The following is a 22,530-nucleotide window of genomic DNA, read 5'->3' as shown; positions in this document are numbered from 1 at the left end:
TAAAATGCCTCAATGCAGTTTTGCCATATATCACGTTAACGATTACCAGAGTGGACTGCCAAATTTCATCGAATTATGTTTTTGAGAAATCAGCCTGTCGAAAAATTTGATCGCTTAGGTTCCGGTCAAACTCTGACCACATCTTTTGTCCCGAAGAAAACTAGCTTACTGTCTAATCAGGCATGTGAAACAAGAGAGCAAGCGTGAGATGTAAGTGATCAGTATGAGACCCATCCTATAGGAATAGCGCCACTACTTTACAGGATTCCGAAATCGCGTATTGGGCAAGCATAAATATTATTATCCTTTAGCAAATAAATTTACCTGTTAAGTGGTAGGATTGGCAATCAGCTATTTTGGATAGCTCTTCGTTGCCAGATGCGAGAGACGTTAATGAGCAAGCAGATTTTGTTGGCGTGGTTAGGAATTGCCGATTTGAAGGCGGCAAGTTTGTTGCCAAACAATGTCGGAGAACCCATTGGTGACGGCCCGATACTTGGAGCTTTAAAAAATCTCAGCTTTGATGAACTGCATTTGTTACACGACCAAGATCAACAAAAAGTCACTGCATATCTTGATTGGCTGACTCAGAGCAACACTATAAAAGCCGTTTCAATTCCATGTGCTCTCCGCTCTCCGATTGACTTTGGTGATATACATCAAGCGGTAGACGGCTATCTGAAAAACCTGACTGGTGAACATCCTGATCTGGATATCAGTATTCACCTGTCACCTGGCACACCATCGATGACAGCGGTATCTATCCTGTTGGGTAAAACTAAGTACAACACGCGGTTCGTGCAATCCACCAAGGAGAAAGGTGGCGAATTTGTCACCATACCATTCGACATTTCTGCCGAGTTCGTTCCTCAACTAGTCAAGCGTGCCGATCAAAAGCTCAGCGAGCTTGCCTTGGATCATGCTCCTACCTCAGCAGCGTTTTCCGACATCATCACCCAAAACCCTGATTTTCAGCGAGTCATTCGGAAAGCTGAAAAAATCGCGGTGCGTAATGTTTCCGCGCTGATCATGGGCGAATCCGGTACTGGTAAAGAACTCTTTGCCAAAGCGATTCACAATGCCAGCCAACGCAAAGGCAAACCTTTTATCACTGTAAACTGTGGCGCTATTCCTAAGGATTTGATCGATTCAGCGCTGTTTGGCCATATCAAAGGCGCTTTTACCGGTGCGATTAGCAACAAAACCGGCTTTTTCGAAGCAGCCGACGGCGGAACCTTATTTTTGGATGAATTCGGCGAATTACCGCAAGATGCCCAAGTGAGATTGCTTCGTGTCCTTCAATACGGTGAAATCAATAAAGTTGGAGACAGCAAAGCGCAAATAGTCGATGTGCGAGTAATCGCCGCGACTAACCGCAATCTTGCCCAAGACATTGCAGAGGGGCGGTTTCGCGAAGACCTGTTTTACCGTGTCGCTATTGGCGTTTTGACATTACCACCCTTACGCGAACGCAGTGGCGATCTTGTATTATTGGTTGATCATTTAATGACATCAATCAATCGCGAAGCATCCAATCAACCGGGCTATATCAATAAGAAAATTTCTGTAAAAGCAAAAAACATTATCCTCAGCTATGCTTGGCCAGGTAATATCCGCGAATTACACGGTACGTTATTGCGCGCTTCAATCTGGGCGGAATCGGATACCATAAGCGAGTTTGATATCAAGGAAGCTATGATTAGCCGACCGGTCAACGGCAATAAAAGCGAACTGCCGGAAATTGGTTCAGGCCTTGATATTCAAGGCTTGTTAGACGACATCAAACGACAATACATTACCAAGGCACTGGCGCAAGTCGCCGGTAATAAAAAGAAAGCCACGACGCTGCTAGGATTGCCGAACTACCAAACGCTCAGCAATTGGATGGACAAGCTAAACATACAAGAATAATTGGCACGCTTTTCGCACTAGAAGAGCTATGGACAGAATCGACATCATGCAATCACAAAACTTTGAATTCCTAAGAAGCACATGGCCGGAGTTAGCCAGCCTTGCAGGTTTTGCCGAGCACTACACCTCAATCGACCCGCAAAGCGCGCAGACCAAATTGCGCAACTTTGCCGAGCGTTCGGTGGCGATTGTCTATTCTCAACTGGGATTACCGCGTCCACCGCAAGCCAACTTTATGGAACAGTTGACCAACGCAGCCTTCGAAGCGGTCACACCTAAAGTCGTCATCGACAAACTGCATGCCTTGCGCATTCACGGCAATAAAGCCGCTCACGGCGATAAAGTCAGTGAACAAAGTGCCCAATGGCTATTGAAAGAAACCTTCGACATCGCCCGCTGGCTGTTCATCACCTACGCCAATGGTGATCAAAACAGCATTGCCGATTACCAACAGCCTAAGCCTGCACAATCGGAAAAAGCGGATTATAAAAAAGAACGTAAAGCCCTGCTGGAGCAATACGCCAAACAGGAAGCCCGCATGCAGGCCATGCTGGCGGAATTGGAAGTAGAACGGGAAAAAGCCGCGCAACTGCAGCGAACTGCTGAAGAATTGGAGCAGCTTAAAAAACAAGCCACCAGCAAAGGCCAAAAAGCGGCGCTGGATTTACATTTTAACGAAGCCGCCACTCGCAAGTATCTAATCGACTTGCAGCTGGCTCAAGTGGGCTGGCAACTTGAGGATAGTGAGCAAGTGTCGCTGGAAGAAAAGGTGCTGCATCAACCCACTGCCAGCAGCGAAGGTTATGCCGACTATGTGTTATGGGATGAAAAAGGCAAACCACTCGCGGTCATCGAAGCCAAAAAAACCGCCGTCGATGCTGAAACAGGCCGCCATCAAGCCAAACACTATGCCGACGGCCTGGAAAAAATGCACGGCCAGCGTCCGATCATCTTTTACACCAACGGCCACGATATCTGGTTGTGGGATGATCATCCAGCGCAAAATTATCCGCCGCGCCGTTTGTATGGGTTTTATTCTAAATCCAGTCTGCAATATCAATTACGCCAGCGCAGCGAGCGCAAGCCTTTCAACACGGTCACACCCAAACCGGAAATATTGACAGACCGCTTATATCAACACGAAGCGCTAAAACGCATCACCGAACGCTTCGAAACTAAACAACGCAAAGCCTTGGCGGTACAAGCCACCGGCACCGGCAAGACTAGACTGTCGATTGCCTTAGCCGATGTCTGCATGAAAGCTGGTTGGGTCAAGCGCGTTTTGTTTGTTTGCGACCGCCGTGAGCTGCGTAAACAGGCCAAAAATGCCTTTAGCGCCTTTTTACCTGCGCCGATTAGTGTACTGACCAGCAAAAGCGTGCAGGACACCCACAACCGCATCTTCGTCGCCACCTATCCAGCCATGACCAAAGTGTTCGATGCCTTTGATCCCGGCTTCTTTGATCTAATCATCGCTGACGAATCGCACCGCAGCATTTACAACATCTACGGCGACATGTTCCGCTATTTCGATGCCTTGCAAGTCGGTTTGACCGCCACGCCGGTGGAAATGGTTAGTCGTTCCACTTGCCAATTGTTCGGTTGTGACTTTAAACAACCCACCAGCAATTACACCCTGGAAACGGCTGTTGAAGAAGGTTATCTGGTGCCGTATCAAGTGGTCAAACACACGACGCAATTTTTGCGCGACGGCATTAAAGGCCACGCTTTGTCGGCCGAAGCCATTGCTGCGCTGGAAGACCAAGGCATTGATCCTAACAGCCTGGATTTTGATGCGGAACAAATCGATAGCGCTATTTTCAATAAAGACACCAACCGCAAGATACTGCAAAACCTGATGGAACATGGCATTCGTCAGGCTGATGGGCAAACGCTGGGCAAAACTATTATCTTCGCTCGCAACCACCAGCACGCCAAGTTGCTGGAAAAACTGTTCGACGAGCTATATCCGCAATACGCCGGCAAATTCTGCCAGGTCATCGACAACTACGATCCACGCGCCGAAGAATTGATCGACGACTTCAAGGGCGAAGGTAATAACGACCAACTCACCATCGCCATCTCGGTCGACATGCTGGATACCGGCATCGATGTGCCGGAGATCGTCAACCTGGTGTTCGCCCGCCCGGTTAAATCGCCGGTCAAATTCTGGCAAATGCTCGGGCGTGGTACACGGCTGTGCCTTAACCTGTTTGGCCCCGGCAAACACAAAACCCATTTTCAGATTTTCGATCATTGGGGCGTGGTGGAATACCATGGCCTGAAGCAACGCGAGGTCGAAATCAGCCAAAGCAAATCCCTGATGCAGCGCTTGTTTGAAGCGCAACTGAGTTTGGCTAAAACCGCCTTACACCACGCCGAACCGGATTTTTTCGATGTCGTGGTTCAAACTCTGCACAAAGCCATCAATAGCCTGGACGACAAAACCATCGCCGTGCGCGACAAATGGAAACTCAAACAGCAGATGAGCCAACTCGACGCGTTGCGCCAATTCAGCCCCAACACCGTCACGCTGCTGGAAACCGAGATTGCCCCTCTGATGCAATGGCTGGATGTGCGCGGCCATAGCGATGCCTACCAATGGGATTTGCTGCTCTGCCAAATTCAGCAACACAAACTGCAAAACACCCAGTCCTATGATGATCTGGCCGGCGAAGCCATCGGTCAGCTTTGGCAACTGCAAATGAACTTAAACCAGGTCAAGGCTAAAGCCGCAACCATCAAACAATGCCGCGAGCTGACTTGGTGGCAAGCCGCCTCACTCGATGAATTGGAACAGGCGCGCACTGAACTGCGTAGCATCATGCAACATCGAGACAAAGGCACCGGCCCAAGCGTCGACAAACCTATCATCGACATTCCGGATGGCGACGAAGTCCGCGAAAAACAAAGCACTTATCTTAATGCGGTCGATATGGCCAGCTATCGCCTCAAGGTAGAGCAAGCCTTAAAAGAACTGTTCGAGCAGGACGCAGTCCTGAAGAAAATCCGCGCCGGTGAAGCGGTCACAGAAGCCGAATTAGCCAACCTCAACGCCTTGATTCACACGCATCATCCTGATGTGGATTTGCAGGTGTTAAAAAGCTTTTACGATACCGCTGCGCCGCTGGAACAAATTCTGCGTTCCATCGTCGGTATGGACGCGGACAAGGTGAATGAACGTTTTGCAGCGTTTATCCAACACTACCCCAGCCTCAACGCCCGGCAAGTGCAGTTTCTCGGTTTGCTCAAACGTCAAATCGCCCAAAGCGGCGCGATTGAAATTGACCATCTTTACCAAATGCCGTTTGCCGCCCTCGGCGAACTGGATGCTTTATTTACCAACGAACAACAAATCGACGACTTACTGTCAATCGTAGAAAGCTTTGGCAAACAACCCGCCAAGGCTAACCCATTATCAACACCTGGAACAAATGCATGATTACCGGCGAACTGAAAAACAAAATCGACAAACTCTGGCTGGAATTTTGGCAAGGGGGCATCGCCAACCCCTTGACCGTCATCGAACAAGTCACCTTCCTGATGTTCGCCAAGCTGCTGGACATCAACGAAAGCCGCGACGAAAAACGCGCTGACCGCACCGGACGTAGTTTTACCCGACGATTTAAGGATAACGAACAATATCTGCGCTGGAGCCAATTCAGTCATATCGAAGATGCCGAGCGCCTGATGAATTTGGTGCGCGATGAAGTGTTCAAGCATTTTCGCGAGCACACCAGCGATAGCCGCTTTGGTGATTACATGAAAGATGCCCGCATGGTCATCGATAAACCCAGCCTGTTGGTTAAAGCCATCGAAATGATCGACGCCTTGCCGCTGGATGCCGGCGACACCAAAGGCGATTTATACGAATACCTGCTCAGCAAACTCACCACTGCCGGCATCAACGGCCAGTTCCGCACCCCGCGCCATGTCATCAAACTGATGGTTTGGATGCTCGATCCGCAACCAGGTGAAGTGGTAGCCGATCCGGCTTGCGGCACCGCCGGATTTTTGGTGGCCGTGATGGAATATCTGCTGGAAATCTACAGCAGCCAACAGGGCGTGATGCAGGAAGAGCTCATCGACGATCAGGGCAAAACCGTCAGCCAAAAAATTTACACCGGTGATTTATTAACCCAGGAGCAATGGCAAACCATCAAAACCCGCATGTTTCATGGCTTTGATTTTGACAACACCATGTTGCGCATTGCCGCCATGAATTTGTACATGCACGGTGTTGACAATCCAGATATCCATTATCAAGACACCTTGGCGCAGAGTTTTGCCAATCATTTTCCAGAGCTTGAGCAAAATGCCTTTGATGTGATCTTTGCCAACCCGCCCTTCAAAGGCAGTTTGGACGAAGACACCATCAACCCGCTGATTTTGCGGCTGGTCAAAACCAAAAAAACCGAATTGTTGTTTATTGCCCTGATTTTGCACATGCTGAAACCCGGCGGCCGCAGTGCCACCGTCGTACCGCAAGGTGTGTTGTTCGGTTCTTCCAACGCCCATCAAGCCGTGCGGCAATTACTAATCGAACACAACCAGCTGGAAGCCGTTATCAACCTGCCCAGCGGTGTGTTCAAACCTTATGCAGGCGTCGCCACTGCAATTTTGATTTTCGCCAAAGGCGGAGCCACCGATCACGTCTGGTTTTACGACGTGCAAGACGACGGCTACTCGCTGGACGACAAACGCGACCCGCTGTATCAGGACGAGCAAGGCAATCCGCTGAGTTTTGCCGGCGATTTACCCAAGGTACTGGCAGCCTATCAAAACCGCGATAAGTCCATCGCCGACACAGAAGCCAATGACAAAACCCAAGCTTGTTTCTGGGTCAGTAAAGCCGAGATTGCCACTAATAAATATGACTTATCGGTCAATCGGTATAAGGAAACTGTGCATCAGGAAGAAGAATACGAAGACCCGAAAGCGATATTGCAGCAGTGGATGGGGTTGGTCGATGAGATTCAGGATGAGTTGAAAGAGTTAGAGGGGATGCTTTAATGAATTTAGTTTCATTTGGAAGCGTCTGTGATTTACAAAATGGTCGTGCATTTAAACCATCGGAATGGGCGGAAGCCGGTACTCCGATAGTTCGTATCCAAAATTTAAATGATGAAACAAAGTCTTTTAACTATTGCAATTTTGAGGTCGAAGATAGGTTTCACATTCAGTCTGGTGATTTATTGTTTTCCTGGTCTGGTACTCCAGGAACTTCATTTGGTGCATTTTTTTGGAATAGAGGTAAAGCATTTCTGAATCAACACATATTCAGGGTAGATATTGATGAAAACGTTGTTGATAAAAACTATTTGCGCCATGCAATAAATTCAAAACTAACTCATATTATTGATCATGCTCATGGCGGAGTTGGGCTCAAACACATTACAAAAGGTAAATTAGAAGCTGTAGAAATTTACTTACCCAAATTAGCCGAACAAAAACGCATCGCTGCGATACTCGACAAAGCCGACAGCCTGCGCCGTAAAAACCAGCAAGCCATCCAACTCGCCGACCAATTTCTCCGCGCGGTGTTTTTGGATATGTTCGGCGATCCGGTGACTAATCCGAAGGGGTGGGATGTCAGAGAATTAGATGATTGCTTGATTTTTTTAACTAGTGGATCGCGCGGTTGGGCTAAACATTACAGTAGCTCGGGAGATAAATTCATTCGGATACAAAATGTTTCAAAGAACAAGCTGCTATTAAATGATTTAGCCTACGTAAACGCTCCTGTTGGAGCTGAAGCTAATAGAACTAAAACTCAAATTGGCGATGTTTTACTTTCTATAACTGCTGATTTAGGAAGAGCAGCAGTCGTTACTGAGGAAATTGCAGGTAGTTATATAAATCAACATTTAGCTTTATTAAGGGTTAAACAAGATAAATTGAATCCAAGATATTTTGCTGCATATCTTTCTTCTGAGGCAGGTGTTACACAGTTTAAAGCAAAAAATAAGTCTGCTGTAAAGGCCGGACTGAATTTTACTGACATTAGAACATTGAATATTTTGTTGCCCGCGATTGAGCTACAAAATAAATATGAAGAACTTTATAAAAAAGTAACTTTTTCAATCAACTTTAAACAAGAATCCCTGCAATTTTCAGAATCTCTTTTTAAATCCCTCAGCCAAAAAGCTTTTGCTGGCAAACTATAGAATTATTGGTGCAGCCAACACCAAACCAACTTGATTGATTGCTATCTGCGACATGCAAAATCAAACGGTATTTATGGATTCAAAAAAACAACTGATTGAGGATATAAAGTTTATTTTTGCAGAGTGTGAACGGTTGTGGGATCAGATTCAAAGCCAGGGTCTACTTAGCATATCCAAGGAAGACAGTTTTTGCGAAATACCTCATCCCAGTAATAATTCGGCAAAAATGATCTGCGGCCGCGCCGCAAGTGAGCTATTAATCGAATTAAGCAGCAATATTGCAAAACAACATGGATTAGAAAAGAAGATAAAGCTCGAAAAGTTTAGAGAAATATTTTCACGGATAATGGTAAATCGATTTCTTCGAGAAAATAGGCCCATTAATACTAAAGAAGTTGACAAAGTTATAGCTTCTTCAGTTAAACAGGCAAAGACCCATTTAAAAAATGTTACTTATTTCATCCCTTGTCATTTAATGCGAACTAAAGATCCTGAAGCATTAGTTATAGGGCCAATAAAGTTTCATAACAGAACCAGTATTCGCCGGGTATTTCTGGATAAGTTACGCCAAAGAACTGAAGACAATGGACATGAAGATAATAAATATTCGCGTCGGCTGCTGAAGGACGCACTACGTTATTATCGTAAATTTCAATGGGTCGCCGAAGTTGAAATTAAAGGCTATGACCGCGAAACGTCAGGCGAAATAGCAGAACAGGCTGTTACTTCCGCGCTCGATTGCTTACATCTGATGTTGGGCGCAGAATGGACAGATAAGATGCAAATACAAGGGCCGGCAATTTTCATGGATCGTCGAGCTAAATTGTATTTGTCCGATTCTAATGAACTGGAAGCATCGCTTTCATCGAGTGTGTTTGGGCAAGTTAATTTTACGGATGGCTGGTCTGTCGGATTATCTTCTCCTGAGCACACCAATATATTGAATCTCTTTGGCGTAGCCTTGGAATTAGCAGTCGATCCTGCTCTAGCTAGACCGTTAAGCCAGCGATTCCTCGATGCTGCTCAGTGGTTTGGCGAAGCTTCTCGCGAAAAAAGCCCTTCAACTCGCGTCGTGAAATATGTTACGGCCCTTGAGCGCATGGTGATGACTGAAGAGCACGATGACATTTCACGTTTAGTGTCTGATCGTGTTTCTGCATTTTGTTTCGAAAAGCCTGATGATCGTGAAACATGGCGTGCAAAGGTTAAGAAGACATACGACTTACGTTCTAAATTGATACATGGCAGTATTTCACCAAGGTCGGATGAGGTTTGGCAAGGCGTTTATGTCGGAGCCCAGTTGTGTGAAATCACTCTTTTGAGAGTGCTAAATGAATTTGGTGTTGATGAACTTAAAGAAGATAAATTTAGCTCAAGGCGATTAGGTGAGTGGTTTAATAACGTGACTAATTGGGCCGATCGGCAACTTACGAAAATAGAGGAATAATCATGCAAACGATTCAAGTCCAGTTACCCGATACCGTCAATATAGACGCCCAGGAAATTCAATTGCTACTGGCGGGAAAGTTGTATGAAAAAGGCCTGTTATCTATCGGCCAGGCGGCGCAAATGGCGGGGTTTTCCAAACGCGCCTTTATGGAGCTATTAGGGCGTTATCAGGTATCGGTATTGAATTACCCTGCCGATGACATTGGACAGGATTTTGAAAATGCCTGATATGATTTCCAACACCAGTTGCATGATCATTCTGGACAATATTAATCGGCTGGATATTCTGCAAAAGTTGTATCAAACCATTCATCTCACCGAGGAAGTGGCGCAGGAATTTGGCAAACCTTTAGCAAACTGGATGACGGTCAATGTCGTAGAGGATAAAAATTATCTGCGGCTTTTGAACGCCAGTGTTGACTTAGGCGAAGCCAGCACCATTGCTTTGGCAGTGCAAATGCCGGGCGATCATGTGATGATTCTGGATGATTTAAAAGCCAGAAAGCTCGCTAAACAATTGGATCTGAAATATACCGGGTTGTTGGGCATTCTTCTCAAAGCCAAACAACAAAACGTCATTGCATCCGTTTCCGATATTTTGGCCCAGTTCAGGCAAGTGAATTTCAGGTTTTCTGAAAAACTGGAAGCAGAAGTATTAAAACTAGCCGGCGAGCTTTAACACCAAGTCACGTTAAGTATTCTTACAGCGCTGTAAATGGGTGAATATTTGCTTGGTGGATGCGTTATTGACTGCATGGCAATCGACCAAAAAGGACATTAATCTTGGAAGATCTTACTGAAAAGCTTGAAACATATTATCGAAACTCGAAAACAGAATTTTCATTTGGAGTGCAAAATTTCCAAGGTATTCGAGAATATACAAAAATACCCCTGGCGGCATTGACCTTGCTTTATGGTCAAAACTCCGCTGGAAAAAGCACTATTCACGATATTCAAGAGTTTATCGTCGGTTTTTTCAGTCATAAATGGGATGCAAAAACCACAGCCGATCATTTAGGACGATGGGCCAATCACTTCAGGCATTTTAAACCACTAACCAAGGGTTATTTAATCAATGCTCAGAATTTTCCACACAGCCGACTGGCATCTAGGCCACCAACTTCATGGCGTCTCGAGGCATTTCGAACATCAACAATTTTTGAACTGGCTTTTAGATGCTTTGGAAAGCAATGAAGCGGATGCTTTGATTGTTGCCGGTGATATTTTCGATTCTGCCAATCCCCCAGCTACTGCGCAAGCGCAGCTGTATGATTTTTTGGTTAACGCCAGAACAAGCTTACCGGGTCTTTCTATCATCTTAGTCGGCGGTAATCACGACTCTGCATCAAGATTGGATGCACCTTCGCCAATCTTAAATGCACTAGGTGTGCACGTTGTAGGTGGTTTGTCGCGTAACGAGGAAGGCAATATCGATTGGGATCGATTACTAGTGCCCTTGACGAATTCTACCGGAGATATAAGGGCTTGGTGTGGAGCCATGCCTTTTTTGCGGAATGCTGACCTGCCAACAAATATTGATGAGTCCGACCCATTAATTTCCGGCATGAAATCCCTATATGCCGAACTTGTTGACCAACTAGCCCAAAAAGCCGGGCAAGATTCTCGGATGATCCTGACCGGGCATTGCTATATGGTTAACGGAGCTTTATCAGAACTAAGCGAACGGAAGATTCTCGGCGGCAATCAACATGCTTTGCCTCTTGAGCTATTCCCCGAAAACATAGTCTACGTTGCATTGGGCCATTTACATTTAGCCCAGCATGTTGGCGGCAAGGAACACATTCGGTATAGTGGGTCGCCGATCCCGATGTCTTTTGATGAGTCTGATTATCACCACCAGGTACTTCAAGTTGATATCAAGCCAAATCAAGCCGCAGATGTCTCTGTCCTAAAGATACCCCGTAGTATCGATCTATTACGAATCCCCAACGGTAAAGATTTCGCAGTATTACCTGAGGTGATCCAGCAATTGGAAAGCCTACAGCTGGATGATTTACCTATGGATCAAAGACCAATGTTGGAATTGCGAATTCGGCTTGATAAACCAGAGCCTAGTCTTCGCCAGCAAATTGAAGAAGCTATAGCGCAACTTCCCATACGCTTATTAAAGATCAGCACATTAAACATTACGATGGTATTTGCCACCTCTACATCGCCGCAGATGCAAATCCGGAACAGGCTGTCGCCATCGCAATAAATTCGAAATGCCAAAGCGTTCAGGTCTGTAACGCGTTAGAAACCCTGCTGGTCGATCAACAATGTGCCGAACAGCTTTTGCCACTGCTGCAAGCGGCATTTGTTGAAAACAAAATCGAACTACGAGGCTGCGAAGAAACGCGAAAGCTATTGCCAAATATTCAACCGGCGACAGACGAGGACTGGCATACCGAGTATCTGGCGCCGATTCTTTCGGTAAAGATCGTGAATGGTATTGAAGAAGCTATTGACCATATCAACCACTTTGGATCGGGACATACCGATGGCATTGTGACGCAAAGCCTGAAGTTGGCCCAACAATTTGAAGAGCAGGTTGATTCGGCATCGGTGATGATTAACGCCTCAACAAGATTGTCCGGTGGCGGCGATTACGGTTTGGGATCAGTCGTTGGCATTAGCACGGATAAACTTCATGTCCGTGGTCCTGTCGGGCCTGACGAGCTAACAACCTACAAATGGGTGGCTTATGGGGATGGCCATTTGAGGGGTTAGCTAGAAACCTTAAATTGCTTTTTTATCTGACTCAAGTTGTTGTAGGCCCGAATCATCCGATCAGCAATATCTTGATCATGGCAATATAAAACCCCGCAATGATTCATAAAAGTTGATCCTTCTGGGTTCAACACCAATGTCCGGCCAAGAGCGTCGCTAAACGGCAACCCAACTTCGTTGAAAAGGCAAGCTGTCGCAGCATAATCCCAAATGCTTCCGCCACCGACTTGCGGTTTAGGGAATTTGAAATAGCACGCTGGTTTTGTCGTCAGCACTTGGCAAGCGTTCATCGCCGCGCCGCCTTGTAACTTCAATGCGGCACCGGCATAACCTAGCTCGGTCGCTAGATAATCCAGTTCGATCAGGGTAGCAGGGTAAAGCGGATCTTGAGCAAAGCTTTTGTCCGTGAGGAATAGCAGAGTTTGTGCCGCTGGCTTCGACAATTCGATGGGCTTTAAGGGTTGGCCGTCCTTCCAGGCGCCTTGCCCCATAATCGCATGGTAAACCGTCTGGGTTAATGGGTCATAGACGACGCCTATGATTGGCTCGCCCGCTCGAGACACCAAGGCAATAGATACCGAGTATCCAGGGACGCCTTCTATAAAAGGCAAGGTGCCATCCAAAGGATCGATACTCCAGAAAAAATCCTTGTTTAGACGTTCTCCGTCATCAGGACTTTCTTCAGATAATAAGGCTAAATCGAACATCTCGCAGGTGGGTAGCAGAGTTTGCAAGATAATAGCCTGACTCAAGTGATCAACTTCAGTGACCACCTGCGCAGCCAAACTTGCACCACCATCTTTTGTACTTACAGATAAATCACTTCTCGAATATTTCGCAATAGCATGCCCAGCCTGACATGCTGCTGATATTGCACATTGGCTCAGCAAAAATAAATCATTACACGATAATTCCATCATCACTCCTTGTCGAATTCATAATTGCGCGATCACTTGCCGAGCCAGTCGTTCGCTATAACTGTTGGTTGGCCAATACCCAGGACCCCACCCCTTCAGGAACCGGTGGAAATCGGTCCACGCCACAGGGTAAAGCGCTCGCCAATCTCTTTCCACGTCATCCGCATCGACGGCTTTTTGTTTGGTCTTCAACGCTTGTTTCAGAGCCAGAAAATAGACATCCAGCAATTGATTCAGCTGACGCTCGGCTTGATCTCCGTCCAGGCAGCTGTCGATAAAATAAGCCACATCCTTAATTCCGCAACCGCCGCCAACATATTGGAAATCCACGGCCGCGACGTGTTTGCCGTCATCTGAAAAACAAAAATTGGCCAATTTGGCATCGCCGTGAACGAAGGTTTGATACGAGCTATTACGCAATTTTTGATCAATCAACGAAGCGGCGTTTTTCAAGACTGGATCGTTCAGAGCCTGCAATTCATCGGGCCGAGTCGCCAGATGCCAATACGTACCGGTAGACCACAATCCCTTGGGGTGCTCACCGATAAATGTCGCATGGAAATTTGCCAACCATTTTAAGCAGGCATGCATTTCATCATCACCAACGAACGATCGGCGTTTCGGAAATCCCGCCGTGTCCAAGTCTTCCAGTACGATGAACACCTCATCACCGAAGGACTCAAACGCCAGACAAGCTGGTACGCGGCAATACGCATCGCAACGCCCACTCCATTGACTATACCAGGCTGTCTCAACCTGATAGGAACGCACTTTGCGTTGATGCGACACGCCGCGACCCGAGCTGCGGAGTTTTACATGCTTAACAATGACGGTACTCCTGTCGCCGCCCGTTAAACCATAACGCACGATATCGCCATATCCGCTCCACAAACGCTGAACAATCTCAATATGAAAAGCTGTTTGAGCACCGGTCGACGTAAGTATTAGTTCTCGAATATGGGAATTCACTGCACGCACCGCTCACTATCATGCAGAGGGTTGTTCACCCAGTCACTCACCGGTGTGGCAGTCATCAATTCATAAGCCCGATCAGCCAGTAATTCAAATGCATGATCACCTTCATCAGATGTATCCAGCCACTTAGGATACTCATCTTGTGAAATGATTACCGGCATACGGTCATGAATGGGCTGCATGAGTTGATTGGCCTCAGTGGTAATAATCGTACAGGAATACAATGTTTCGGTTTCGTGCTGCCATTGCTCCCACAGCCCTGCAAAGGCAAAAATCTGATTATCTTGACGATGGATATGAAAGGCTTGCTTGCCGCTATCTGATTTTTGCCATTCGTAAAAACCGTTGGCGGGTATCAGGCAGCGGCGATGTTTGAAAGCTGATCGAAACGAAGGCTTTTCGCGAATCGTTTCCATGCGTGCATTGATCAAATGTGCGCTGTTTTTGGCATCCTTGGCCCAGGATGGCACCAAGCCCCAGAACAAATTGACCGCTTTGCGTGAGCGGTCATCAAGCTCCACGATAGTGAGAATTTTTCGAGCAGGGGCGATGTTATAACTGGACTCAAAACGCGGTAGTCGGTTTAGTTGAAAATGCTCGGAAATGGTTTCAGGAGTTTCTGTCAATTGGTAGCGACCACACATGATAAATTTAAATTTATTGATAATGGGTTGTTATTCGTTCAGCTTGATGCGGATGCTTATGGAATCAGAATCTCATGTTACGCGCTGAAAATAAATTTGAAAAATATGTGAACCAGTTCTAAAGTTAGCAACTGAGCCTAAAGGTTCCTGGCTCCGAGCAATAAAAACAAAAATTCTCGTTTGCTAATAGTAACTGAGGGGGGAGTATGCGTAATAAGACTTTTGAACTAGGTTTAGTTGGCGCGGGCGCCATTTCTGCCGGTGCATATACAGCCGGTGTTATCGATTTTTTAATCCAAGCGCTGGACACATGGTATGACCTCAAATCTAAAAACGAGAATGTCCCGCAGCATGACGTCAAAATATCTGTATTTTCAGGTGCCTCAGCCGGTGCAATGACCGCCGCGATTGCGGCTGCCTATATGGGGTCAAACCAACATCCTGTTATCAACGAAGTCGATGAGAAATCTGAGCTAGGTACTCAAAACAAACTCTTTGATTCCTGGGTTAATCGCATCGATATCAAAAAGCTGCTTGAAGCAAAGGATCTGCCAGAGGGTAACAATGTTCTCTCATTACTTGATTCATCAGTCTTACCGGAAATTGCGAATAGCGGTCTTGACGTAACACCAAGACAAATAAGACGGCCTTATATCCCAGATAATTTCGAACTCCTTTTGACTGTCACCAATCTGCGTGGTGTTCCTTACGAGTTTGAATTAATAGGCGATCATGCCAAAAATTACGATATGACGATTCATGCCGACTATGTGCATTTTCGTATTAACGATGCGGGTGAAGATTGGCTTTCAGATCGTGTTCTTATGCGATGGGGTGAATTTGGGGAATCTTCGCCGATCAAGGAAAAGCTCAAGTTATCGGCTATTGCGTCGGGCGCGTTTCCCGTGGGGTTAGCGCCTCGTACCTTGTTTCATAGTATTGCTCCTAAAACTGATTATGGTGACTGCTACAGCTCTCGCACATGGCCAATCCCAACACCTGAAAGCAAACACCCGCATCAATGCATAACAATGGCTCCAATAGAAGCCAGTTGGGGGCAGACAGATAAACCATTCATTTACGACTTCCAATGCGTAGACGGTGGCGTAATGAACAATGAACCACTAGAGCTCGCCAGACGAATTCTTTCAGGCGGAGCAGCCAGAAATGAGCGGAGTGGCACCTTAGCAGATAAAGCAATTTTATTGATTGACCCGTTCCCGAATTACTCACCGTTTGAACTGAAATATCAACCCGCTTCAGATCTATTCAGCGTTGTTTTCAAGCTCTTTGACGCCCTAAAAAATCAAGCACGCTTTAAACCAGATGAGCTGGCGTTAGCTGGAAATACGGATGTGTACTCGAGATTTATGATTGCTCCAAAGCGAAATGGCTCCAATGGCGAAACCTATCCGATTGCCTGCGGATTGCTGGGTGGATTTGGTGGGTTTCTCAGTCGGAAGTTTAGATCCCACGATTTCTTTCTTGGTCGCCGGAATGCTCAAAAGTTTCTAAAGGATCATCTCGTCTTACCGGAAAACAACAAATTGTTTGATGACTGGGATGCAGATTTGAAGCAACGCTATTGTGTGAAGAGCACAGATAATCAACCTGTATTTAAAGATGGCTATCGACTATTGCCGGTCATACCGTTAGTTGATGGCCTTTCAGAATGTGTTGAACCAAAATGGCCCACCTATACCTACGACGAACTCAACATATTAACTACTCAAATTGAAAGTAGGGTAAACGTTGTTTTTGACAGATTAGTTGCACAGTATTTTAAATCCAATAATCCTATCGTTCGTTTCATAGCTAAGATGATAATTGGGCAAAAAAAGACCGCTGCTGTCGAGTATGTTAGACAAATTGTAAAAGATGATCTGATTAAGATGGAATTGATAGAGGAAATTAAGTAATTAAAGGATTGTCTGGTAAATGTTAAGTTTTTATTTATTGTTTATGTTTTTATTATGAGGCTCATAGTTGCGGTGTCTTTGCCAATGAAAGCATGGATTTTTCATTTCTTGTTGGGTTAAGTTGCATGGTTTTGAACGTATTCCAGAAGCGGAGAACATATAAAAATGTATTCTAGAACGGCCTATTTTTTGTTTTGGGTGCTATTGGTCGTAATTGTTACGGCTCTTCCTTATGTGATTTTAGAATATGTTGTCGATAATGACTCCAAGTGTACTGATAAAATTAGTATTTATTCAACTGGGTTGTTGCAATCAGTTGCTTTAGCCTATTTTTTATATCAAGCGTATTCTGGTGCATTTTTTGCGACGACTTCAATATTTTTAGATATTGAAGAGCATGAAAATAATTCTGATATTATTCATGTGATTGCAACTATTGAAAGGGGCGATAAATGGCTCTCTGAAATCAAGAATATTAGATATGTAATAACTGATAAAGATAGTAATACTCCAAGGGAATTTGGAGACTACCAGTGGAAATCTATTAACTTTCCAATGAGAAATATTGATAATAATGATGTGTTGCGCCTGGCTCCCAAGGAAAAAACATCTGCACCTTTTATCGTAAAAAAATTAGTAGATACGAAAGGTTTTTATATTATAGCCGAAGTTAAATATGAGTCTGTAGGTTGGCGGATACCAGCAATAAGCTATGCAAAGATCTATATTCCACCAGCATGATCATTTAACAGGCTGTTGATTTTTGCAAAATTTGAAATTTTGATCACTGCATATAGTGGTCAGGAGCTAAGGTGGGAACCATAGATTGTCTCAGACTAACGATAATAATTAGTTTTTCAACAACCTGTTAAGTTATTCAAATGACTTATGCTAATACAACTGATTTGACGTTGCAGATGGCAATTAATCTGATAGATAACCGCAACACTGTCTATGTATCCGGTTCATCGTTGAGTTGTTTTTCTTATAACTTTTAACGCGTTTGAACTAACCGAGCCCCCAAATTGGTCATCCTACGCTGTGATCGTTGATTTTTGACAGCCATACCCAAGGCTTTAGGTTGAGCGATGACCACCACTAATTGTTTTTACGGGTCACACCGGTGTAAATCAAGTTCCTCTCAAGTAACATAAAATGCTGCATCGCCAACGGTATCACAACAACAGGGTATTCAGAACCCTGCGATTTATGGATGCTCGCGGCATAGGCTAGATTAATTTCATCGAGATCGCTAAAATCGTAATCCACTAGGCGATCGTCATATTGAATTTTGACTTGAGCATCTTCAATCTCAATCGATTTGATGACCCCAATATCGCCATTAAAGACTTCCTTGTCATAGTTATTGACGCGCTGGATAACCTTGTCGCCAGGCGCATAAGTATTTCCAAAACGGGTAATCTTAGGTTCGCTTTGGCCATTTAATTTTGCTTGTAATTCCAGATTTATTGATCTTGCACCCAGGCCGCCACGATTCATTGGGGTTAACACCTGAATATCGTTAATCGGGTCAAAATTGAAACGCTGCGGAATTCTTTCCAAGACTACATGGAGTAACTTGGCAAAAATTTCTTCCGGCGTCTCCGCATAAAGACAATAAAAGTCGCTCAAGTTTTCAGACTTATTGATGACCGGTAATTGACCATGATTAATGCGATGCGCATTGGTAATAATTTTTGATGAACCGGCTTGCCGGAATATTTCAGTTAATCTGACAGTAGCAATACGGCCAGAATCGATAATGTCGGACAACACGGCGCCTGGCCCAACAGACGGCAATTGATCGACATCGCCAACGATCAAAAGTCCAGCTTCCGTAGGGATGGCTTTCAACAATTGATTCATCAACACGATATCCATCATGGATGATTCGTCGATAACCAAGCAATCGATATCGAGTTGGTTTTCTTCGTTGTTTTTGAACGCAAAGGTCGCCGGATCAAATTCTAATAATCGGTGAACCGTTTTCGCTTCAAGACCGGTGGACTCATTTAACCGTTTTGCCGCACGGCCGGTGGGGGCGCAGAGGGCGATCTTGATTTTTTGGCGGCCAGAATTTTAAGCAGGCTGTTAACCAGGGTGGTTTTGCCGACGCCAGGGCCACCGGTAATCACAGCCAACTTGTGCTGGATAACAGTTTCGACAGCCAAACGTTGTGAGTCAGATAATGTTAATCCGGTTTGCGATTCAACCCAGGGAATGGCTTTTTGGCTATCAATAACTCCCCAGGGTGGGATGCCATCATTCAATCTTTGTAAATGAGTTGCACAACCAACCTCAGCACGGTACAGCGGCGTTAAAAACAGCACGTCATCATCGCCGATGGTATCGGCAATTAAGTTGGCTTCATTGATTTCGGCATTGATAGCATCTTCGATGATTGGGGCGGGAATGCCCAGTAATTCGACAGCCTTACTAATGAGTTGCTCACGCTTGGCAGCGCAATGGCCATCGCCCGATAGCTCTTGTAATGTATGTCGCACACCGGCTTGAGCACGCATTAATGAATCGGGTGCAATACCGAGCTGTTGTGCTAAGGCATCCGCTGTTTTAAAGCCAATGCCATGAATATCAAGCGCTAATCGATAAGGGTTTTCCCTGACTTTTGCTATGGCTTGGTCGCCATAGGTTTTGTAAATCCTGACAGACCTTGAAGTACCCACACCGTGGGATTGCAGGAATACCATAATCTCTCGAATGACTTTCTGTTCGGCCCAGGCACCGGTGACGCGTTCCATGCGCTTTTTACCAATGCCAGGTAAATCCAGCATGCGTTCCGGCGTTTGCTCGATGACATCGAAAACAAGCTCACCAAATGCATGGACGAGTTTTTTAGCGAAGTGCGGTCCGATCCCTTTGACCATGCCTGATCCGAGGTATTTCTCAATACCTTCCAACGTTGTCGGCGGTACACTCTTTAGCGAGACGGTTTTAAATTGTTGGCCATGTTCTCGATCATTAACCCAACATCCCACGCATTCAATGAATTCACCGGCAGTGATGGTCGCTGCAGAGCCAATAACAGTAACCATATCACGCTGACCTTTTACCTTGACCCGTAGGACGCAGAACCCCGATGATTCACTATGGAAAGTGACACGCTCAATGGATCCTTGTAGTTTTTCAAGGGGATTGTCTGCTGAATGAGGTGGGGGCGAGGGATGGTTCATGCCCTTATTATGAGCTAAGTTGCCAGCGATTTTGAACAAGCGACTAGGAACTTCAATGGTTACTGAAGGTCATACTTTTGGAGATAGTAAAATGTCGGTGTTTCTGAGATGCTTTTTTCCAGGTGCACCGATTTTTTTTGCTCTGCATTATTCTGAATCTACACTGGATATAATGTCCCTTCACGCTTAATTCGCTTTCAGTCATATGCTCAAAATTTATAAACGCACCATTCATATCGGTCAGCCGGAACGCATTCAGCGACTAAATTCAACGGAATACTACGCGCAAGAAAAGTCCATTTCTCAGCGCATTTCTAAGATCGTGGCTGTTCCGGCGATGATTGCAGGTGCTATTCTGGGAACATTCTGTATTTTTTGCCGTGCTTTTGATTTCGATGGGAATCATAGGCTACAGAGCTTGGCGATTGATGAAAAACGCAAAACAACAAGCCACTCATCAAAGCATTGATGCTGAATTTACAGTAATTGATGATACGGACCATCAGTAAACTGCATTCGACAGACCTGTACCCGTCAATTAAAGTCATCTAAAACGAAGTCTTGCTTAGCGATATGAATTGGCTTCTCGACGCAAATCATCCAGTTGTCGCTCATGGTAATAGAGATCATCTCTTAGGCGATAACGTCTCCGGTCCAGGTCGCTAATCTCGTTTCGGATCCTGGCTCGATCTTTGTCGGTTAATTTTTTATCATGTAGATAATTCTCTTTGCTGGATAGTTCGTTATCTAATGCTTGCAGTTCAGCATGGTCTTCATAGACGAAGTAGGCTGCCGAATAATAATGGGTAAATAATCCATCAATAGAGGGTGGGCAAACATGGTGATACGGCTGTCCACTCAATCCTATTCGAAAGGCATTGTCTAGTTGGCAATATTCACGCAATCCTTGTTCGCGACCGGCAAAATAAGCTTCACTGTTAACTGCAATGCCATATTCCATGCATGCCTTTTGATGTGAATCCAATCGAGTCATGGTTTCACCAGTGCGCCCGTCGTTAACACCTAATCCAAACCAATCGCCGCGTACGCATTCTTCTTGGCTGAGTGTCGCACAGCCCGATAGTACAATGAAGCTTAGAATTCCCAATAAGTGTCGCATGTGTAATTCCGCCAACATAGACCGTTATGCTTTATCAGATCAGCCATAAAAAGAATAGGAAATGAGTATAAATCATTCAAAACCCAACTATTCAAGGGTTTTACAGCATAATCGACCAACTGAAATTTAATTTGCTATGGCTAACATTACATTCCCTATACACGCCGAATTCAATAGTAGCAGTGCTTTAGTCAGTTGCGAATGGTTGCGGGAAAATATCGATCGTCCCCATCAAGTTATCCTGGATGCCACCTTCTTTTTGCCACGGCAGCAACGTAATGCCCAAGAAGAATTCAAACATCAACATATCCCTGGTGCACAATTTTTCGATATTGATGACATTGCCGATCTTACCCATCCACTGCCGCATGCCTTGCCAAGTGCAGAACAATTTGCTCAGCAAGTAGGGCAGTTAGGCATCGATAACGACACATGGGTCATCATTTATGACAATAACCACTTTTTTGCTGCTGCGCGCGCTTGGTGGATGTTTCGCGTATTCGGGCACGAGAAAGTCAACGTTTTGGATGGTGGTCTAAGCCGCTGGCAGTATCTATCGTTTCCGTTGATGTCCGACAGGACTATGCCGGTACGGAAAGTATTTGACGCGGTGTTTCATCGCGAATTGTTTGTCGATTTGGAACAGATGCGGGTGATCCAACAGCAGGGCAGCAGACAAATCCTGGATGCCCGGTCTGAAGACAGTTTTAACGGCCATCGTCCGCTAAGCGATGCTGGTCTGCAACCCGGTCATATTCCAGGTAGTTTCAATATTCCCTATCAATATTTATTCACGCACGAACACCATACTTTATGTCCAATAGATCAAGTGAGTCAGCGGATTTCTTTGGCTGGTGTCGATATTTCCAAGCCAATGGTGACTACCTGCGGATCTGGCGTTTCTGCGGCGTTATTATTGTTGGCACTTTATCAAATGGGCATCCATGACGTTCCTATGTTTGATGGTTCCTGGGCGGAATGGGGTCGTCGAGCAGATCTTCCTCGACAAACCACGCTATAAACTTGGTTTGCTTTAACCGAGATATTTTTCAATGCCTTTCAAAGTCATCGGCGTTAAACTTTAAGAGACACAGTTTTAAATTGTTGGCGTGTTGTCTATCAATAATCCAATAACCTAAACTCACCCCCACTTATCTGGCCATTTAACGCTAAATGAAAATCGGTATCCAAACTTGGGGCTCTAATGGTGATGTTCGCCCGTTACTGGCACTGGCCGATGGCTTGCAACAGGCTGGTCATCAGGTCGCGCTAGTAGTTAGTAGCCTCGATAATCAAAGTTACCAAGCTATCTGCGATCAACTGCAGATTCACTATCGACAGGTGCCGGAACATATCGACTTCGATATGGAAGATTTTGCCAAACGCTCATTTCGGATGAATCCATTGCAATGGTTGAGAGCTTTACTGGATGAGGCATTCTTTCCTTCCGAGCAGCAGATCTACCAAGCCGCCCAGACATTGGTAGCTGAAAACGATTGTGTGATCG

At 45.5% G+C, this 22,530-nt stretch carries 19 protein-coding genes and 2 pseudogenes; 15 read left to right on the top strand and 6 right to left on the bottom strand.

All coding sequences use genetic code 11. The features are described 5' to 3' along the window. Positions 1 to 393: 393 nt before the first annotated feature. The 10 genes and pseudogenes from A1359_RS04385 to A1359_RS23775 all read left to right on the top strand — a co-directional run. Positions 394 to 1,911: a sigma-54 interaction domain-containing protein gene (locus tag A1359_RS04385; protein ID WP_066978555.1), complete on the top strand. Its 1,518-nt coding sequence runs from the start codon at positions 394 to 396 to the stop codon at positions 1,909 to 1,911. A gap of 28 nt (positions 1,912 to 1,939) precedes the next feature. Continuing rightward, positions 1,940 to 5,353: a DEAD/DEAH box helicase family protein gene (locus A1359_RS04380; protein WP_083960492.1), complete on the top strand. Its 3,414-nt coding sequence runs from the start codon at positions 1,940 to 1,942 to the stop codon at positions 5,351 to 5,353. Beyond that, entirely contained in the window at positions 5,350 to 6,924 is a 1,575-nt protein-coding gene (locus A1359_RS04375; RefSeq protein WP_066978552.1) for a type I restriction-modification system subunit M, read from the top strand. Before A1359_RS04380 ends, A1359_RS04375 begins: the two co-directional genes overlap by 4 nt. Continuing rightward, positions 6,924 to 8,078: a restriction endonuclease subunit S gene (locus A1359_RS04370; protein WP_066978549.1), complete on the top strand. Its 1,155-nt coding sequence runs from the start codon at positions 6,924 to 6,926 to the stop codon at positions 8,076 to 8,078. Before A1359_RS04375 ends, A1359_RS04370 begins: the two co-directional genes overlap by 1 nt. A gap of 52 nt (positions 8,079 to 8,130) precedes the next feature. Next, positions 8,131 to 9,525: a HEPN domain-containing protein gene (locus A1359_RS04365; RefSeq protein WP_066978546.1), complete on the top strand. Its 1,395-nt coding sequence runs from the start codon at positions 8,131 to 8,133 to the stop codon at positions 9,523 to 9,525. 2 nt (positions 9,526 to 9,527) lie between these two features. Beyond that, complete coding sequence (locus A1359_RS04360) at positions 9,528 to 9,755, top strand: UPF0175 family protein (RefSeq protein ID WP_066978543.1); 228 nt, start codon at positions 9,528 to 9,530, stop codon at positions 9,753 to 9,755. Continuing rightward, positions 9,748 to 10,206 (top strand): DUF3368 domain-containing protein, encoded by a 459-nt coding sequence (locus A1359_RS04355; RefSeq protein WP_066978540.1) that lies wholly within the window; start codon positions 9,748 to 9,750, stop codon positions 10,204 to 10,206. The genes A1359_RS04360 and A1359_RS04355 overlap by 8 nt, the downstream gene beginning before the upstream one ends. 104 nt (positions 10,207 to 10,310) lie before the next feature. Next, positions 10,311 to 10,721, top strand: coding sequence for a hypothetical protein (locus tag A1359_RS22695; protein ID WP_198159272.1), 411 nt, complete (start codon positions 10,311 to 10,313; stop codon positions 10,719 to 10,721). Next, positions 10,603 to 11,745 carry an exonuclease subunit SbcD gene (sbcD, locus tag A1359_RS04350; RefSeq protein ID WP_083960490.1) on the top strand — a complete coding sequence of 381 codons (1,143 nt, stop codon included), beginning with the start codon at positions 10,603 to 10,605 and terminating at the stop codon, positions 11,743 to 11,745. Before A1359_RS22695 ends, sbcD begins: the two co-directional genes overlap by 119 nt. Further along, a pseudogene (locus tag A1359_RS23775) lies at positions 11,667 to 12,257 on the top strand (aldehyde dehydrogenase family protein); the annotation flags it as partial. The gene sbcD and the pseudogene A1359_RS23775, both read left to right, overlap by 79 nt. On the opposite strand, the gene A1359_RS04340 reads toward A1359_RS23775, so the two are convergent. From A1359_RS04340 to A1359_RS04330, 3 genes are read right to left on the bottom strand one after another with little or no spacing between them, the layout of a single operon-like run. Beyond that, positions 12,254 to 13,174, bottom strand: a complete 921-nt coding sequence (locus tag A1359_RS04340; protein WP_066978535.1) for a 3'(2'),5'-bisphosphate nucleotidase CysQ family protein — start codon at positions 13,172 to 13,174, stop codon at positions 12,254 to 12,256. The pseudogene A1359_RS23775 and the gene A1359_RS04340 sit on opposite strands and share 4 nt — an antisense overlap. A gap of 18 nt (positions 13,175 to 13,192) precedes the next feature. Further along, entirely contained in the window at positions 13,193 to 14,143 is a 951-nt protein-coding gene (locus A1359_RS04335) for a phosphotransferase (RefSeq protein WP_066978532.1), read from the bottom strand. Further along, a complete protein-coding gene (locus tag A1359_RS04330) occupies positions 14,140 to 14,793 on the bottom strand; it encodes an SOS response-associated peptidase (RefSeq protein ID WP_066978530.1) in 654 nt (217 codons plus the stop codon). The genes A1359_RS04335 and A1359_RS04330 overlap by 4 nt, the downstream gene beginning before the upstream one ends. Positions 14,794 to 14,999: 206 nt before the next feature. Between A1359_RS04330 and A1359_RS04325 the strand changes: the two genes are divergently transcribed. After that, positions 15,000 to 16,712 (top strand): patatin-like phospholipase family protein, encoded by a 1,713-nt coding sequence (locus tag A1359_RS04325; protein WP_066978527.1) that lies wholly within the window; start codon positions 15,000 to 15,002, stop codon positions 16,710 to 16,712. A gap of 165 nt (positions 16,713 to 16,877) precedes the next feature. Further along, entirely contained in the window at positions 16,878 to 17,453 is a 576-nt protein-coding gene (locus A1359_RS04320; RefSeq protein ID WP_066978525.1) for a hypothetical protein, read from the top strand. A gap of 357 nt (positions 17,454 to 17,810) precedes the next feature. On the opposite strand, the gene A1359_RS23605 is transcribed toward A1359_RS04320, so the two are convergent. Then, complete coding sequence (locus A1359_RS23605) at positions 17,811 to 17,891, bottom strand: hypothetical protein (RefSeq protein WP_408606525.1); 81 nt, start codon at positions 17,889 to 17,891, stop codon at positions 17,811 to 17,813. A 162-nt stretch (positions 17,892 to 18,053) separates the two neighbouring features. After that, a pseudogene (locus A1359_RS23770) lies at positions 18,054 to 19,903 on the bottom strand (ATP-dependent DNA helicase); the annotation flags it as partial. Positions 19,904 to 20,108: 205 nt separating this feature from the next. On the opposite strand from A1359_RS23770, the gene A1359_RS04310 reads away from it, so the two are divergent. Continuing rightward, positions 20,109 to 20,372 (top strand): hypothetical protein, encoded by a 264-nt coding sequence (locus tag A1359_RS04310; RefSeq protein ID WP_232322109.1) that lies wholly within the window; start codon positions 20,109 to 20,111, stop codon positions 20,370 to 20,372. A gap of 96 nt (positions 20,373 to 20,468) precedes the next feature. On the opposite strand, the gene A1359_RS04305 is transcribed toward A1359_RS04310, so the two are convergent. Then, positions 20,469 to 21,023, bottom strand: a complete 555-nt coding sequence (locus tag A1359_RS04305) for a DUF2799 domain-containing protein (RefSeq protein WP_198159271.1) — start codon at positions 21,021 to 21,023, stop codon at positions 20,469 to 20,471. A gap of 136 nt (positions 21,024 to 21,159) precedes the next feature. Here A1359_RS04305 and sseA point away from each other — a divergent pair, with 136 nt between their 5' ends. Together sseA and A1359_RS04295 are read left to right on the top strand one after the other, a co-directional pair. Further along, positions 21,160 to 22,044, top strand: coding sequence for a 3-mercaptopyruvate sulfurtransferase (gene sseA / locus A1359_RS04300; protein ID WP_066978519.1), 885 nt, complete (start codon positions 21,160 to 21,162; stop codon positions 22,042 to 22,044). A 152-nt stretch (positions 22,045 to 22,196) separates the two neighbouring features. Beyond that, the coding region (locus tag A1359_RS04295) for a glycosyltransferase family protein (RefSeq protein ID WP_198159270.1) at positions 22,197 to 22,530 on the top strand (334 nt) is incomplete at its 3' end.

It is taken from the genome of Methylomonas lenta, assembly GCF_001644015.1.
In the GTDB taxonomy this organism is placed as follows: domain Bacteria; phylum Pseudomonadota; class Gammaproteobacteria; order Methylococcales; family Methylomonadaceae; genus Methylomonas; species Methylomonas lenta.
This window is presented reverse-complemented; position numbering and strand designations above follow the sequence as displayed.